Source organism: Bittarella massiliensis (ex Durand et al. 2017) (genome assembly GCF_017566145.1).
Classification (GTDB): Bacteria; Bacillota; Clostridia; order Oscillospirales; family Ruminococcaceae; genus Bittarella; species Bittarella massiliensis_A.
In genome coordinates, this window is sequence record NZ_JABFCL010000003.1 from 49,176 (window position 1) to 63,919 (window position 14,744).

Annotated in this window: 15 protein-coding genes; 3 read left to right on the forward strand and 12 right to left on the reverse strand. The window is 65.7% G+C overall.

Features of this window, described 5'->3' with window-relative positions; all coding sequences use genetic code 11:
- Position 1: 1 nt before the first annotated feature.
- The 12 genes from hisS to HJY11_RS04625 all read right to left on the reverse strand — a co-directional run bounded on the left by hisS (position 2) and on the right by HJY11_RS04625 (position 12,571).
- Positions 2-1,258, reverse strand: coding sequence for a histidine--tRNA ligase (hisS, locus tag HJY11_RS04570; RefSeq protein WP_208075101.1), 1,257 nt, complete (start codon positions 1,256-1,258; stop codon positions 2-4).
- A 396-nt stretch (positions 1,259-1,654) separates the two neighbouring features.
- Positions 1,655-2,056, reverse strand: coding sequence for a methylglyoxal synthase (locus HJY11_RS04575; RefSeq protein WP_185915391.1), 402 nt, complete (start codon positions 2,054-2,056; stop codon positions 1,655-1,657).
- A 26-nt stretch (positions 2,057-2,082) separates the two neighbouring features.
- Complete coding sequence (locus HJY11_RS04580) at positions 2,083-2,814, reverse strand: P-loop NTPase (protein ID WP_208074821.1); 732 nt, start codon at positions 2,812-2,814, stop codon at positions 2,083-2,085.
- Between the two features lie 147 nt (positions 2,815-2,961).
- On the reverse strand, positions 2,962-5,043 hold the full coding sequence (locus tag HJY11_RS04585) for a penicillin-binding transpeptidase domain-containing protein (protein WP_208074822.1): 2,082 nt from the start codon (positions 5,041-5,043) through the stop codon (positions 2,962-2,964).
- 42 nt (positions 5,044-5,085) lie between these two features.
- The gene (gene mreD / locus HJY11_RS04590; protein WP_208074823.1) at positions 5,086-5,604 is read right to left on the reverse strand and encodes a rod shape-determining protein MreD; all 519 of its coding nucleotides are present in this window, start codon (positions 5,602-5,604) and stop codon (positions 5,086-5,088) included.
- Positions 5,605-5,667: 63 nt separating this feature from the next.
- The gene (mreC, locus tag HJY11_RS04595; protein ID WP_208074824.1) at positions 5,668-6,495 is read right to left on the reverse strand and encodes a rod shape-determining protein MreC; all 828 of its coding nucleotides are present in this window, start codon (positions 6,493-6,495) and stop codon (positions 5,668-5,670) included.
- A 160-nt stretch (positions 6,496-6,655) separates the two neighbouring features.
- Positions 6,656-7,675 carry a rod shape-determining protein gene (locus HJY11_RS04600; RefSeq protein WP_208074825.1) on the reverse strand — a complete coding sequence of 340 codons (1,020 nt, stop codon included), beginning with the start codon at positions 7,673-7,675 and terminating at the stop codon, positions 6,656-6,658.
- A 242-nt stretch (positions 7,676-7,917) separates the two neighbouring features.
- On the reverse strand, positions 7,918-8,502 hold the full coding sequence (locus HJY11_RS04605; protein WP_208074826.1) for a Maf family protein: 585 nt from the start codon (positions 8,500-8,502) through the stop codon (positions 7,918-7,920).
- Between the two features lie 24 nt (positions 8,503-8,526).
- Positions 8,527-8,976, reverse strand: coding sequence for a dUTP diphosphatase (gene dut, locus HJY11_RS04610; RefSeq protein ID WP_208074827.1), 450 nt, complete (start codon positions 8,974-8,976; stop codon positions 8,527-8,529).
- 28 nt (positions 8,977-9,004) lie between these two features.
- A complete protein-coding gene (locus tag HJY11_RS04615) occupies positions 9,005-11,116 on the reverse strand; it encodes a U32 family peptidase (protein WP_208074828.1) in 2,112 nt (703 codons plus the stop codon).
- A complete protein-coding gene (locus HJY11_RS04620; protein WP_208074829.1) occupies positions 11,116-11,460 on the reverse strand; it encodes a cell division protein ZapA in 345 nt (114 codons plus the stop codon). The genes HJY11_RS04615 and HJY11_RS04620 overlap by 1 nt, the downstream gene beginning before the upstream one ends.
- A 208-nt stretch (positions 11,461-11,668) precedes the next feature.
- Positions 11,669-12,571 carry a M14 family zinc carboxypeptidase gene (locus HJY11_RS04625; protein WP_208074830.1) on the reverse strand — a complete coding sequence of 301 codons (903 nt, stop codon included), beginning with the start codon at positions 12,569-12,571 and terminating at the stop codon, positions 11,669-11,671.
- 97 nt (positions 12,572-12,668) lie between these two features.
- Here HJY11_RS04625 and HJY11_RS04630 point away from each other — a divergent pair, with 97 nt between their 5' ends.
- Genes HJY11_RS04630 through HJY11_RS04640 form a run of 3 tightly spaced genes read left to right on the forward strand, consistent with a single transcriptional unit; the run spans position 12,669 to position 14,695 of the window.
- Complete coding sequence (locus HJY11_RS04630; protein WP_208074831.1) at positions 12,669-13,220, forward strand: NUDIX domain-containing protein; 552 nt, start codon at positions 12,669-12,671, stop codon at positions 13,218-13,220.
- A complete protein-coding gene (locus HJY11_RS04635; RefSeq protein WP_208074832.1) occupies positions 13,217-13,888 on the forward strand; it encodes a hypothetical protein in 672 nt (223 codons plus the stop codon). Before HJY11_RS04630 ends, HJY11_RS04635 begins: the two co-directional genes overlap by 4 nt.
- 54 nt (positions 13,889-13,942) lie before the next feature.
- A complete protein-coding gene (locus tag HJY11_RS04640) occupies positions 13,943-14,695 on the forward strand; it encodes a hypothetical protein (RefSeq protein ID WP_208074833.1) in 753 nt (250 codons plus the stop codon).
- Positions 14,696-14,744: the final 49 nt, after the last annotated feature.

Below are 14,744 nucleotides of genomic sequence, written 5' to 3' on the forward strand. Positions count from 1 at the left end.
CCTATTTGTTGCACAGCAGGGCGGGCAGGGCTTCCAGGGTGGTCTCCTCCACCTGGCCGTCGCCCATCCGCTTCAGTTTGATCTGCCCGGTCTTGACCTCGTCATCCCCCAACACCACCGTGTAGCGGGCGCCCAGCTTGTCGGCGTACTTCATCTGCGCCTTCAGGCTGCGGCCCTGCACGTCGCTCTCGGCGTGCAGCCCGGCCCGGCGCAGCTGCAGGGCCAGTTTCTGCGCCTCCACCGAGGCGCTCTGGCCGATGGAGGCCAGGAAGACGTCGCAGGCGGGGGGCTCGCCCAGGGGGGCGCCGTCCTGCTCCATCACCGCCAGCAGCCGCTGCAGCCCCACGGCAAAGCCGATGGCCGGGGTGGAGGGGCCGCCCAGGGTCTCCAGCAGGCCGTCGTAACGGCCGCCGCCACAGACGGTGCCCTGGGCGCCGATGGAGGTGGAGACAAACTCAAAAACCGTCTTGGTGTAGTAGTCCAGTCCGCGGACGATCTGGGGATTGACGGTGAAGGGGATGCCCATGGCCGTCAGCCGCTCCTTGAGGGAGGCGAAGTGGTCGGCGCACTCGCCGCAGAGGTTGTCGATCCCCAGGGGCGCGCCCTTGGCCACCTCTTTGCAGCTGTCGTTTTTGCAGTCGAGGATGCGCAGGGGGTTTTTCTCCAGCCGCTCTCTGCAGGTGGGGCAGAGGGAGTCGATGTGCTGGGTGAAATAGGCCCGCAGCTTTTCGTGATAGGCGGGCCGGCAGTTGGGACAGCCGATGGAGTTGAGCTCCAGGGCGATGTCGGCGATGCCCAGGGTGGCAAAGATGTCGGCCACCAGGGCGATCACCTCGGCGTCCACCGCCGGGTCCTGGCTGCCGAACACCTCGGCCCCGAACTGGCGAAACTCGCGAAAGCGACCCGCCTGGGGCTTTTCATAGCGAAAACAGCTGATGAGATAGCTCAACTTCAGAGGCAGGGGGTTGTTGAGCAAGCCGTATTCCAAAACGCAGCGGGCCACCCCGGCGGTCCCCTCCGGCCGCAGGGTGATGGAGCGCCCCCCCTTATCTTGAAAGGTGTACATCTCCTTTTGGACGATGTCGGTGGTGTCGCCCACCCCCCGGTCAAAGAGGCCGGTGTGCTCAAAGGTGGGGGTGCGCACTTCCGAGAAGCCGTAGCGGCGGGCCAGGTCCATCAGCTTGCCCTCGATGAAGTGCCACTTGTAACTCTCCTGCGGCAGCACGTCCTGGGTGCCGCGGGGGGCGGTGGTGATCAGTTTTGCCATGTTGGTTTCCTTCCTTTCTCACGGGCGGTTTTGAAGGGGCGGGCAAAAACAAAAAGAACCCCATCCCCAAAGGGACGAGGTTCGTACTCGCGGTGCCACCCTTGTTGGAGGGAGCGCTGCGCGCCCTCTCCCACTCGAGACCCGGTAACGGGGGTCAGGCGGGCCGCCCTTTCGCCGCAGGCGATTGTGGGGGGCCGGCTCCCAGGACGTCGTTCAGCGCGGTGACCCGGTCCCCCTTGCAGCCGGTGGAGGGACTCTCTCGGCGGGCGTGATCGCGCCTACTGCTCCTGTTCACAGCCATTTTTCTGTCGGTTTTCAGTATAATCCAAACCCTGTAAAAGCACAAGGCCCCGGAGCAAAAAAAGCGTTTTCTAGGCGGGGAAAAGCCTATTTGGGGTTGACGATGTTGCGCCAATCCAGGTCGCCCCGGTCCAGGCCGTGAATCAGCACCTCGGCGGTGGCCATATTGGTGGCCACCGGGATGTTGTGCACGTCGCAGAGCCGGAAGAGGTTGTCGTCCCCCTCCCTGTTCTTGCGCTGGGTGATGGAGTCGCGGAAGAACAGCACCAGGTCGATCTCGTTGGAGGCGACCAGCGCCGCAATCTGCTGCTGGCCCCCCTGGGCCCCAGCCAGGTATTTCTGAATGGGCAGGCCGGTGGCCTCTGCCACCAGGCGGCCGGTGGTGCCGGTGGCGCAGATGTTGTGGCGGCTCAAAATTCCGCAGTAGGCGATACAGAACTGAACCATCAGTTCTTTTTTGGAGTCGTTGGCGATGAGCGCTATGTTCAAAGTAGACCCTCCCGTCTAATTATTCTCTACTGTACTGCCAGGGGAACCTGCTCCCCCTCCAACCGCCTGGCGATGTTTGAAAAGGCGGTGGCGGCCGTCCCCTCCGGCAGGGCGCGGCCAGACACGGCGGCCAGGTGCAGGGCGGTGCTCTCGGGCAACACGCCCAGCAGCCGTGCTCCCACGGTGTCAATGACCTCGTCCAGGTCGGGGATGGGGCCCCGCGCCACGGCCTTGGCGTCCACCCGGTTGAGGATGAGACGGCGGCGAGAGATGCCGGCTTCTGCCAGCAAGTCGCAGACCACCCCCCCGTCCCGCGCGGCAACGGGGTCGGGAGTGGCGACAATCAGGGCCGAGCGGGCGGCGGTACAGCCCACTTTAAAGCCGTAGCCGACCCCCGCGGGCGCGTCCAAAAAGGTGTAGTCGTAAAAGCGATCCAGTCCCTGGCAGAGCCAAGCCAACCGGTGGGGCTCGATGCGGTCCTCCGGGGAGAAGGGGGCGCAGAGAAGTTGCAGGTTTTTGCAGAGGGAGGAGGAGACGATGGCCTCACTGGGCTTGACCCGGCCGGCCGTCACATCCCCCAGGTGGTAGACCGTCTGCTCGGAGATGCCGGCGATCACGTCCAGAGAGCGCAGCCCGGTGTCCAGCTCGATGATGAGGACCTTTCGCCCCCGCAGGGCGAGGGCCAGCCCGGTGTAAAACGAGACGGTGGATTTCCCCACCCCGCCCTTGCCGGAGGTGACCAGCATCAGTTCTCCCATCGCTTCCCTGTCCTTTTTGCCCTAAAATTATAGTTTTTGCCCAATTTTTTCAAAAAAAGCTCTATTCGCATTGTAACATAGAGAAATTGGTTCCGTCAAATTTTTCTGTACGCCCTCGGGGAAAGGAGACTGCCGGCGAGGGCCTCATCAGCCCTGGGGCTGCTGGGTGCCGGCGGCGGGGGTGTCCTCCTGCCCGCTGTCACTGGGGGTTTCTTCTTCTGGGGGGAAGAAGTAGGCGTTCATAATGTCCCGCGCCAGGGTGGGCAGATAGACGCTGTCGCCGCCGTGCTCGATGATGATGCAGACGGCGATCTCGGGGTCGCCCACCGGTCCAAAGCAGATGAACACGGCATTGGGGCTGCCGCCGGGCACCTGGGGGGTACCGGTTTTGGCGCCCACCGTGTAGGTGTAGTTGGCAAAGCCGGAACGGCCGCTGCCCACCTTTGCCACGGCCACCATCCCGGCTTCAACGGCGGCAAAGTCCTCCTCCGAAACGTCCACCTGGGTGGACTGAACGGGGGTCTCGTAGACCGTTTCGCCGCTGCCGTGCTTCTCAATGCTTTTGACCACGTGGGGGGTGTAGTGGGTGCCGTGGTTGGCGATGGTGGCGGCGTAGTTGGCCAGCTGCAGCGGGGTGACGGTGGTGTAGCCCTGGCCGATACCGGCCTGGATCACATCGCCCGGGCCCCACTTCTCGGTGGGGTTGAGCTGGGACTTGACGTCGGGGCTGGAAATCTGGCCAGAGGACTCGGGCAGTTCGACCCCGGTTTTGACCCCCAGGCCCAGCTGGTTGGCGATCTTGCCGATGGGCTCGATCCCCACCCGGCGGGCCACATCGTAAAAATAGATGTTGCAGGAGACCTGCAGCGCCCTCGTCAGGCTGATGTTTCCATGGGTGCCCAGACACTTGGGCCGGTAGTCGCTGTAATAGGTGTAGACATGGCCGCAGTAGACGGTGGAGGAGGGGGTGATGGTCCCCTCGCTAAGGCCCGCCAGGGCCACTGCGGGCTTGAAGACCGATCCGGGGGTGTAGGTCCCCTTAAAAGCCCGGTTGTAGAGGGGGCGGCGGCTGTCCTCCAGCAGTTCGGTGTAGTTTTTCTGAAAGGTGTTCACATCGTAGGTGGGGGAGTTGACAGCCGCCAAAATCTCGCCGGTGCGGGTGTCAATGACCACGGCAGTGCCGGCGTTGGCGTCTTTGCCCTTGTCCACCCCCTTGGTAGAGGCGATCTCCTTGATCTTGGCGTCCAGCAGCTCCTGCACGGTGGCCTGCAGCCGGGCGTCGATGGTGAGGCGGACGGTGTTCCCGGCCACCGGCTGCTGCACCTCCTCCACCGAGAGGATGTTGCCCTGTTTGTCCCGGGAGACCTGGGTCTTGCCCGGGGTGCCCTTGAGATAGGACTCATAGAGCTTTTCGATCCCGTCCTTGCCCACGGTGGCGTTGAGTTTGTACCCCTGCTGGGAGAGCTCGGTGTACTCCTCGGCGGAGATGGGGCCGATGTAGCCCAGCAGGTGGGGGGCCAGGGTGCCGTTGGGATACTCCCGCACCGTGTCCTCGACGATGTCCACCCCGGGGTAGGTGACATTTTTCTCCTGCACCATGGTGACGGTGGTCATGGACACGTCCTCGGCAAAGGTGTAGGGGGTGCCGTTGGAGTAGCCCCGCTCCACCATCTCGTAGCGCACCCCGGCGATCTTGCGGGCGGTGGCCCGGTCGTAGTCCTGCAGGTCGTAGGTGTCGATGAGTTTGTCCATCACGTTCTCGGCGGTGGCGTAGACGTTGAGGTTGTTCTGCCGCTTGACCTTGGCGATGGTGGCCTCCACCTTCTCCTCGGAGGGCTCATCCTCCCCGTCGGGCACCTGGTAGGGGGCAAAATCGAAGGGCTCGGAGAGGGTGATGGGGAGGGTGTCGTTCCAGCTGTCGCCGTTTTGCTCCAAAATCTCGATCATGGCGAGGATGGTGGCGTTGAGCTGGTCGGCGGGCAGGTAGAGGCGGTTAAACTGCACGTTAAAGCACATGCGGTTGCGGGCCAGAGCCACGCCGTTGCGGTCGACGATCTCCCCCCTGGCCGCCTCGGTGGTGTTGGTGTAGACCGAGGTGGAGCGGTTGAGCTCGGCGTACTCCGCCCCTTTGACGATTTGGGTTTTAAACAGGGAGACTGAAAAGAGCCCCCCCACGAGAAGGATGAGGATGGCCAGGTAAAAGAGACGGTTTTTCAGCAGGTTTCGCAAGGGAGGTCCCTCCTTTTGGCGCGCCCGGCGGGCAGGCGGGGCTTACTCCTCCACGGCATAGCGGCGGGCGATCCGCCGGGCCAGCCAGAAGAGGGGCGGACAGTAGACCAGGGTGTACCCGGCCGTGGGCAGCAGGGTGTGCAGCAGCAGGTAGAGACTGCCCTCCTGGTAGAAGATCAAGAAGTTAAAGAGGTAGTCCAGCCCCACCGCCACCAGCAGGGCGACGGCGCAGGCAAGGGTGAAGTTGACGGTGTTCTGCCGAATCCAGAAGAGGAAGCAGAAGCTGACCGCCACACAGAGGACGCAGAGGATGATCCCGAAAAAGCCCGAGATGCGGGAGGCGGACAGGTCCCACATCAACCCGGCCAGGGCGCCGAAGACAGCGCCCGCCAGCTCGTTTTCGAGGACGGCCACCGCCAGGCAGACCGGCACCACCAGCACCGGCTGAATGGGGCCGATGGCCAGCAGCCCCGGCGTGGTCTGCACGATGTAGCAGAAAAAGAGCAGCAGGGCGTAAAAGAGCCACTTGAGAAAGCGCTCTTTCCCCTTTTTGGTGGGCATCTCTCACCCCCCTTTCCCTTCACGAATCGGTGATCTCACCGGCGGTTTTGCCCGGCGGCGGGATCAGTAGGCCTTGACCACCATCACCGAGGTCACCTCTGAGGCGTTTACTGCCGGCTGCACCACCGCGTATTTGGAGATGCCGGAGGATTCCATCTGCACCTCCAGCACGGTGCCGATGAGCAGGTCGGCCGGGTAGGTGCCCCCCAGATCGGAACTCATCACCAACTCGCCCGCCTTCACCTCTGAGGTGGGGGCCAGGTAGCGCAGCTTGGTCTTTCCCTCCTGGGCGAGGGTCACGTCCCCCTCCACCATGCCGGGGTCCCGGCTGGCGGTGGCGGTGGCCCCCACCTTGAAGGCCGGGTCCAACAGGGTGGTGACCACCGCGTAGTTGGGCCCCACCTCGCTGATGATCCCCACCATCCCCGCCTGGGTGATGACCGGGTCTTGTAGGGCGATGCCCTGGTCGCTGCCCCGGTCGATTTTAAAGGAGTAGAAGCGGCTGCTGGAATCCCGGGCGACGACGCTGGCCGCCTCCATCTCAAAGGTGGGGTGCTCCTCCTGGATCTGCAGCATCTCCCGGTAGGTCTCGTTCTCGCTCTTGTAGCGGTCCAGGTCGGCCAGCTGTCCCTGCAGCTGGCGCACCTGCTGCTGCAGCTGGGCGTTCTCCTCCAGCAGCTCATCGGCCAGGGTGAGCCGGTCAAAGAAGCCGCCGAACCAGCCGGTCACCGCAGAGGAGACGGCCTGAAAGGGGGTGGAGACGAAGCCGATGGCCTTGCTCGCCACCGAGCTGAGGGTACCGCTGTACGCGGCCTGAATCATAAAGCCCAACAGAAGGGCCAAAACGCAGAGGATTACCTTGAAGCGGGTGGTCTTAAAGAAGTCACGCATGGCCTTCCCTCCTACCGACGGATTGTGGAAAACGGTCTAAAATAGGCGGGCCGACGGCGGGCGCTCGTCGCCCTGGCCGCCATTTCCCGCCTATCCGTTTACATGGGTTGCCGGATCGCCGATCCGCGGCGGCCCCTTCCCTCAAAGGGAGCGCGCTCGGTCAGTAGCTGCTGTCGCCGTCGTCGGACAGCACTTCTTTGAGCAAATCCAGGTTTTCCAGCACCTTGCCGGTCCCCTCGGCCACACAGTCCAGGGGGTTCTCGGCGATGTGCACCGGCATTCCGGTCTCCCGGGTCACCAGTTCGTCTAGTCCCCGCAGCAGCGCGCCGCCGCCGGTCAGGGTGATGCCGTGGTCAATGATGTCAGAGGCCAGCTCGGGAGGGGTCTTTTCCAGGGTGGTCTTGATGGCGTCCACCACCTCCTGCAGGGGGGCGGCCAGGGCCTCGCGCACCTCTTTGGCGCTCAGGGAGATGTTTTTGGGCAGCCCGTCGGCCAGGTCGCGGCCCTTGATTTCCACCTCGCCCTCGCCCTCGTAGGGGGAGGCCGAGCCGATCTCGATCTTGATCATCTCGGCGGTGCGCTCGCCGATGAGCAGGTTGTAGGCCCGCTTGACGTAGTTGATGATGGAGGAGTCGAACTCGTCCCCGCCCACCCGGACGGATTTGGCCGAGACAATGCCCCCCAGGGAGATGACGGCCACCTCGCTGGTGCCGCCGCCGATGTCCACCACCATGCTGCCCATGGCCTCGGCCACCGGCAGCCCGGCGCCGATGGCGGCCGCCATCGGCTCCTCGATCACCGACACCTGCTTGGCGCCGGCCTTGAGGGCGGCTTCCCGCACAGCGCGGCGCTCCACCGCGGTGACGCCGGAGGGGATGCAGATGATGATGCGGGGGCGGGCGAACATCTTGCCGTTAAAGACCTTTTTGATGAAGATCTGCAGCATGCTGGTGGTGATGTCAAAGTCGGCGATGACGCCGTCCTTGAGCGGGCGCACGGCCACGATGGAGCCGGGGGTCCGGCCGATGACGTCTTTGGCCTCCTGTCCGACGAAGCGGACGGTGTCGGTCTTTTTGTCCACGGCGACCACCGAGGGCTCCCGCATGATGATCCCCTTGCTCCGCATGAAGACAAGGGTGTTGGCGGTGCCCAGGTCGATGCCGATATCGCGTGAAAACATGGAAATACCCCTTTCAAAGCGCGCGCCGAAGAGAGTGGGCGGACGCCTGATGTTGTCAAAAAAATTGGTTCTCCCTGCCAAAATGCAGGCAGGCCATATCTTTCCCTATTATAAACGCTGTCCGGGCAAACCTCAACTGCATTTTATGAAGATTTTCCAACAATTTGGCCCTGCCGGCCCCTTTTTCCCAGAGAGAATGCCCCGGTTGGGCGGCCGGCAAGCGGCCGGGGGCAAAAATCCGCTTATTTTGGCGCGGGCAGTTCCTGCAGCGCCTGGCAGAGGTGGGCCACCGGCAGCCCCAGCACGGTGAAGTAATCCCCCTCCACCCGCTGGCAAAAGGCCGCTGCCGCCCCCTGGATGCCGTAGGCCCCGGCCTTGTCAAAGGGTTCGCCGGTGGCCAGGTACCGCTCGATCTCCCAGTCGGCCAGGGGGCGGAAGGTCACCCGGCAACTCTCCACAAAGGCGCGGCTCTCCCCCTCTTGCAGCAGGCAGACACCGGTGTGCACCCAGTGGTCCCGCCCTGAGAGGGCGCGCAGCATGGTGCGGGCTTCCCCCTCTCCGCGGGGTTTGCCCAGTGCCCTGCCGTCCAGTTCCACCAAGGTGTCGCAGCCCAAAACGGTGTGGCCGCCCCCCAGCTCGTCGAGCACCGCCTGGGCCTTGACGCGGGCAAGGTGGGCCACTGCCTCCCGCGGGGGCATGGGGCGGGGCAGGGTCTCGTCGGCCCCGCTGACCAAAATGGTGAAGTCGTCGGTGATCAGGTGCAGGTACTCCTGCCGCCGGGGCGAGGAGGAGGCCAGCACCAGGTGCAGGTGTTTGCAGTCGTACATCCCGTTCTCCTTTCCCGCGGCGCCCTAGCGCTTGCCGGTGGAGCCGAAGCGGCCCTCGCCCCGGCCGGTGGCCGCCAGCTCCTCCACCTCCTGGACCGGTGGGGTGAAGATGGGGGTCAGCACCAGCTGGGCGATGCGGTCCCCGTGGCGGACGGTGTAGGGGGCGTCAAAGGTGTTTTGCAGCGAGACCAGCAGCTCGCCGGTGTAGTCGGCGTCGATGACCCCCACGCAGTTGGTGGGCACCACTCCGTGGCGGACAGCCAGCCCGCTGCGGGCGTAGATGAGCCCCACCATCTGGCTGTGGGGCATCCCCACGGCGATCCCGGTGGGGAAGATGTGTGCCTGGCCGGGCGCAAGGGTGATCTCCCCCTCCTCGGGCAGGCAGGCGCACAGGTCGTACCCGGCGCTGGATGCGGTGGCGCGGCGGGGGAGGCTGGCCTCCGCCCGCAGCCGCTTGATCTGCAACTTGTCCAATGGTTTCTCTCCTCGCTTGCGGCAGTCGTTAGACCGCCCGGAAATAGAGTCCTCGGGTGTAGCCGCCCTGGGGGGCACTGCGCTGCCCGGCGGCGTAGCGGCGGATGGTGGGGGCGATCTCCCCCGGGGCCTCGACGGTGAACCAGAGCAGCTCGCTGTCGGCCAGGGCAAGGGCGTCCCGCCGGTCGCCCATGTCCAGGGGAAGGCAGTTGAGCAGCTGCGACCAGCCCCCCTGGCACAGCAGGGGGAAGAGGCGGCCGGTGCGGTCCACCACCCCGCCGGTCTGGCGGCAGGCGGCGCAGCCGCCCCGGTTTTGCAGGGGGCAGGCCCGCAGGTTCATCACCGGCAGCCGCCCGTAGCCCAGGGTGCGCAGAAAGACCGCCTGGGGAAACTGGGCGATCTCGGCGGCCTGCACCTCGGGCGAGAGGGTCGCCCGCACGGCTCCCATCTCCTGCAGGGCGAGGGCGGCAGGGCCGGAGAAACAGCCGAGCCCCGGGCCGGCCGTCACCTCTGCCCCACAGCCGCGCAGCAGTTCCAGGTGGGCCAGGTTGTCCCCCTCGATGCGGGGTAGGCCCTGGGCCGCCCAACGGCGGGCCCGCTGGGCCTCCTCCCCCTCGCCGGCAAAGAGGAGCCGGGGCAGACAGCCGGTGAGCTTAGGCAGCAGCTCCCCCAAAAAAGGGGCCAGCCGCCGGTCCTCCAGGGCCCGCAGGGGGAGGAGGATCTCGTCCAGCAGGGGCCAGGCTTCCCGCGCCCCCAGCAGCTGTTCCACCGCCTCAAACCGGGCGGCCAACTGCCGCCGGGCCGGGCGCTCCCTGCGGCAGGCGGACAGCTCCACCGGGCGCTCCCGCCGCGGGGGCGCCGGGGCGGCGCAGCGCTCGGCCAACTCTCCGTAGACCTGCCGGCGCAGGGCATTGCAGGCCGAGACGGGGACAAAGAGCCCCTCCTCCACCTCACAGCTGCCCTCGGCCAGGGAAAAGGGGGTGTCGCCGGTCTTTTCCAGGCAGCGCAGCAGGGCTTCGCGCCCGGTGGGCTTGGCCCTCGCCTCCTGGGCGGGGATCGAGCCCTGGGCCTGCGCCTCCCCGCAGCGGGCGGTCAGGGTGAGCCCCTCTGCCCGGCACAGGGTGAAGCGGGCGCACAGGGGCAGCTTGTCCCCCCTTTCCCGCCGGGGGAAGAGGGGGTCGGCCGCCAGCTGGGAGAGGGCCTTTTGGCTGGCCCTGGCGTCCGATTCCCGCCGGTGGCCGAACATCTGCGGCCCGATGGCGCCGGTCAGGTAGCCGTCGGTGAACCCGCTGCGGGAGAAGAGGTCTTGCAACAGCCCCTTGTCGTACCCCTGCCCCGCCCGGGCGCGCCAGACGGCGGCGGTGACCTGGCCCACGTACTCCGGCCGCTTGAGCCGCCCCTCGATCTTCACCGAGGCGACCCCCAGCGCCTGCAGCTGGGGGAGGTGGTCGATGCCGCAGAGGTCCTTTAGGCTCAAGTCGTAGCGGTCTTTGGCTCCGCCGGGGAGGGCGGCCGCTTCCTCCGGTGAGGAGACGGCGCAGAAGGGCAGCCGGCAGGTGCCCGCGCAGTCCCCCCGGTTGCCCGAGCGCCCGCCAATGACGGCGCTCATCAGGCACTGGCCCGAAACCGACATGCACAGCGCCCCGTGGATAAAGACCTCCAGCTCCAGCGCCCCCTCCCGGGCGATGGCGGCGATCTCCTCTAAAGAGAGTTCCCGCGCCAGGATGGCGCGGGAAAACCCCAGCCGCGCCAACTGTCTCGCTCCGGCCGGGGAGTGGATGCTCATCTGGGTGGAGCCGTGCAGGGGCAGGTCGGGAAAGGCCTGGCGCACCAGGGAGACGAGCCCCAAGTCCTGCACGATGAGGGCGTCGATCCCCGCCCGGTGGGCCTGGCGCACCACCTCCAGCGCCCGGGGCAGCTCGCTCTGGCGCAGCAGGGTGTTCAGGGCCAGGTAGACCTTGACTCCCCGCCCGTGGCAGTCGTCCACCGTGCGCCCCAGCTCCCCCTCGTCAAAGTTCTGGGCGCCGCTGCGGGCGCTGAACTGCTTGGCCCCCAGGTAGATGGCGTCGGCCCCGTTGAGGATGGCCGCCCGCGCCTGAGCGGGCCCCCCGGCGGGGGCGAGAATCTCGATGGGCGCCATCACTGGATGTCCAGCCGGGTTTTGAGGGAGGCGATCTCCCGCTTGAGCCGCTCGATCTCCCGCTTCTGCTCCTCGCACTCGATGCGGGCCTTGGCCGCATCCTCCAGGTAGTCCTTGATCTGCAGCCGCATGTTGTCGGTGCTCTCCTGGGCCTTGACGCTCTCGTCCAGATGGTCCAGCGCCGCCAGCACTGCGGCGGTCATCACCGAGATGCGGGGGTTTTGCGCCATCATCTTCTTTAGCTCGGCATCCAGCTTTTGGGCCAGGTTTAGCACGTACTCCTCGTCCTCGTTCCCGGCGATCACGTAGTCAATGCCGCAGATGGTGATTTTGACTTTGTTCATTGCCCGTCTCCTCCTTGTTGCGCGTCCCTGTATGGCGGGGCCTCACTTTGGCTATTCCCTTCGCATCTGCACCTACCATTGCCCCGCAACGGCAAATATGCCATGACAGATTGAATTGGACCCAGACAAAATGGGTCGAATCTATCATAGCACAGTTTGCCGTCAATGTGTGAAGTTTTTGCAAAGGGAGAGGGGGCAAAACGCCCGCCTAGGCGATGGAGAGGACGGCCAGCATCGGCCCCAGCTTTTGATAGGCCCCCTCAAAGCCCTCCAGGGGCAGCGGGTTCTCCCCCAGCCCCACTTCCAGGGTGTAGCCGGGGCGGCCGGTCTCCTGAATAAACCAGTCCTTGAACCCGGCGTGGGAGGCGGTCCCCCCCGGCTGGGCCACCCGGTAGCCCCCCACCGACGCCAGCATCTGGGCGACGAGGGCGCTCTGCTGGGGGGTGCGGGGACCGTACTGGTAGTAGATCTCCTCCCCCTGGCTGTGCAGGGCCACCACCTGCCGCGGGGCGTAGAGGCGGCAGAAGTCGGCCAGGGCCCGGGTCTCCGGCTCGGAAAAGGGGAAGGGGCCGCCGTACTTGGTGGGCCCCGGCAGGTAGATGCCGGCCTGTTCCACCTGGCGGCGGGCGATGTCGAAGCCGGCGTCGAAGTTGTGGTTGAGATCCACCCCCCGGGCATTGGCCTGCCAGTGGCGCAAATCCCCGCCGCAGTGGGCAAAGACAAAGGTGCGCAGCGCCCCGGCGGTGTCCACGCCCCCCACCCAGAGCTCCAGCCCGTCGGGGTTGAGACAGGGGATGAAGAGGAGTCCCCGCTCTCCGATGGCCTTGCCCATGGGGGTGTCGTAGGGGAAGGTGCCGCTCTCCAGGCTCTCGAGCACCTCTTCGCAGAAGCGAAAGCAGCCCAACACCCCGTAGTACTCGGTGGCGTGGGTGCCGCCCACAATGCAGGTGGCGCTCTGCAGGTTGCCCACCCCGATGGCGTAGATCTCCCGCCCCAGCCAGCTGCGGCCGATGGAGAACACCTTGGCGGCCGGATAGCGGATGGCGATCCTGGCAAACCGGGCCATGGTTGTGGTATACTGTGGATATTCCTTGTAAAACAGGTCGGTCATGCGCTCACCTCCCTGCAGTATATGCGCCCCTGGGGCGCAACTTGCCCGGCGGGGGCGCCCGGCCGCCGAGCTTTTTGCGCGATGGAGGGATTGTCCCATGAAATTAAACGAGACGACTGTGACCCAAAACACGGTGTTTTCCGGCCGCATCATCACCGTCTGCGACGACGAGGTGGAGCTGGAAAACGGCAAGCGCACCCGCCGGGAGGTGGTCTACCACCACGGCGGGGTCTGCGTGGTCCCCTTTGACGGGGAGAACACCTATCTGGTGCGCCAGTTCCGCTACCCCTATAAAGAGGTGGTGCGGGAATCCCCCGCCGGCAAATTGGAACCGGGCGAGGACCCGCTGGCATGCGGCAAACGGGAACTGGAGGAGGAGCTGGGGGCGGTGGCCGGCCGCTACACCGACCTGGGCTGCTTCTACCCCTCCCCCGGCTACACGTCGGAGGTGATCCACCTCTACCTGGCGGAGGAGCTCTCCTTCACCCGGCAAAACCTGGACGAGGACGAGTTTTTGGAGATCGAAAAACTGCCCCTGCGCCGGGCGGTGCAGCAGGTCCTCACGGGCGAGCTGGTGGACGGCAAGACCCAGGCGGCCCTCCTCAAGGCCGCGGCCCTGCGGGGGCTTTTGGGGGAGGGCGGCCGATGAACTGGCTGGACAAGCTGGAGCGAAAGGCTGGCCGCTTCTGCATCCCCCGGCTGATGTGGTATCTCTCCGGGATGATGCTGGTGGTCTTTCTCATCGACCTGCTGCTGCCCCAGGCCGGCTTTTCGAGTTACCTGGTCTTTGACCGGGCGCTGATTTTGCAGGGGCAGGTTTGGCGGCTGGTGAGCTTTCTCATCGTCCCCCAGGGAAACACCGTCTGGATTCTCTTGAGCCTCTATTTCTACTGCGTCCTCAGCGACGGGCTGGAGGCCTGCTGGGGCAGCTTCAAGTTCAACGTCTTCTACCTGGTGGGGGCGGTGGGGGCCATCCTCTCGGGGATGATCACCGGCTTGGGGTGGAGCGCCTACCTCAACATGTCCATCTTCCTGGCCTTTGCCCTGGTCTACCCCGAGTACGAGGTCAACCTCTTCTTCCTCCTCCCCATCAAGGTGAAGTACCTGGGCTTTTTGGGGGCCTTTTACTACTGCATCGCCCTCGTCGGCGGCAGCTGGTCGACCCGGCTGTCCATCGTCATGGCCTTTTTGAACCTGATCCTCTTTTTCGGGGGGGACTTCTGGGGCCGCATCAAAAACCGCTGGAAGTACCGGGAGAGCCGCAGGGCCTTTCGCCAGTACCAGCAAAACCGGCAGCGGGGCCCCTGGGGGCAGTAGGGCAGTCGCCCGCCGCGACAGGGGGCCGCTGGAAATGGGAAGGAGCACACCGAAATGGACGGCACTGTACAGAACAGAAAAAGGGACCTGACACGGCGGGTCTTCTTCCTCTTGGCGGGGTGGCTGGTCGCCGTGGCGGCGGTGGGGGGCGCCTTTGCGCTTCGCCCCTATATCCTCCCAGGCCAGCAGGTCGTCAAGTGGGTCGCGCTGCACCTCCTCTGCGCCCTCATCCTCTCCGCCTTTGTCCGGGTCGCGTCCAGGGGGAGAGAGGGGTGGCGCTGGCAGTGTTTGCTGGCGCTTCTCCTCGCCGTCCCCCCGCTGACGGGGTATCTGGGGTCGTTTACCGAGCTGGCAAACACCCCCCTCCTCAATCCCCTGGTGTCCTTTCACAGCGCGCTGCTGCTGGCAAGGCCGATCTGGCTCTGGTTTGCGGCCTGTGCGCTGGGGCGCTGCTGGAGGGCCCCCGAAAAGGAGGTGTCCCCCGCCAAAGGGATGGTCATTGCCCTGGCCGCCCTGGCGCTGGGCTGCGCGGCCATCGCCCTCTCCCCGGACCTGACGGCTGCCTTTGTGCGGGGGTACCACTTCCCCCTGTGGGGGGTCTACCTGGCCCGCCCCGGCCTCCTGGTCTCCGGCTTTTTGGGCGGGGTGAGCGGGCGACTGCTCTCCCGCTGTCCTGCGAAAAGGGCGGTGCGGGTGCTGGCTGTCGCCGCCGTCGCGCTGGCCTGCGCACTGGTGGCGCTGAGCGGGCAGGCGCAGGGCGCGGCCCTGGCGCTCCTCCTCTTTGGCAGCTGGTATCTCTTCCTCTAGCGACGCAATAAAAAAAGCCCCCGCCTCAAGGCGGGGGCTTTTGACTGTG

Coding starts and splice junctions, on each gene's coding strand:
- HJY11_RS04615 (WP_208074828.1), bottom strand. CDS start 11,116: ATGGCGCCCATCGAGATTCTCGCCCCCGCCGGGGGGCCCGCTCAGGCG.
- HJY11_RS04640 (WP_208074833.1), top strand. CDS start 13,943: ATGGACGGCACTGTACAGAACAGAAAAAGGGACCTGACACGGCGGGTC.
- HJY11_RS04620 (WP_208074829.1), bottom strand. CDS start 11,460: ATGAACAAAGTCAAAATCACCATCTGCGGCATTGACTACGTGATCGCC.
- mreD (WP_208074823.1), bottom strand. CDS start 5,604: ATGCCCACCAAAAAGGGGAAAGAGCGCTTTCTCAAGTGGCTCTTTTAC.
- HJY11_RS04600 (WP_208074825.1), bottom strand. CDS start 7,675: ATGTTTTCACGCGATATCGGCATCGACCTGGGCACCGCCAACACCCTT.
- mreC (WP_208074824.1), bottom strand. CDS start 6,495: ATGCGTGACTTCTTTAAGACCACCCGCTTCAAGGTAATCCTCTGCGTT.
- HJY11_RS04635 (WP_208074832.1), top strand. CDS start 13,217: ATGAACTGGCTGGACAAGCTGGAGCGAAAGGCTGGCCGCTTCTGCATC.
- HJY11_RS04630 (WP_208074831.1), top strand. CDS start 12,669: ATGAAATTAAACGAGACGACTGTGACCCAAAACACGGTGTTTTCCGGC.
- HJY11_RS04580 (WP_208074821.1), bottom strand. CDS start 2,814: ATGGGAGAACTGATGCTGGTCACCTCCGGCAAGGGCGGGGTGGGGAAA.
- HJY11_RS04605 (WP_208074826.1), bottom strand. CDS start 8,502: ATGTACGACTGCAAACACCTGCACCTGGTGCTGGCCTCCTCCTCGCCC.
- HJY11_RS04625 (WP_208074830.1), bottom strand. CDS start 12,571: ATGACCGACCTGTTTTACAAGGAATATCCACAGTATACCACAACCATG.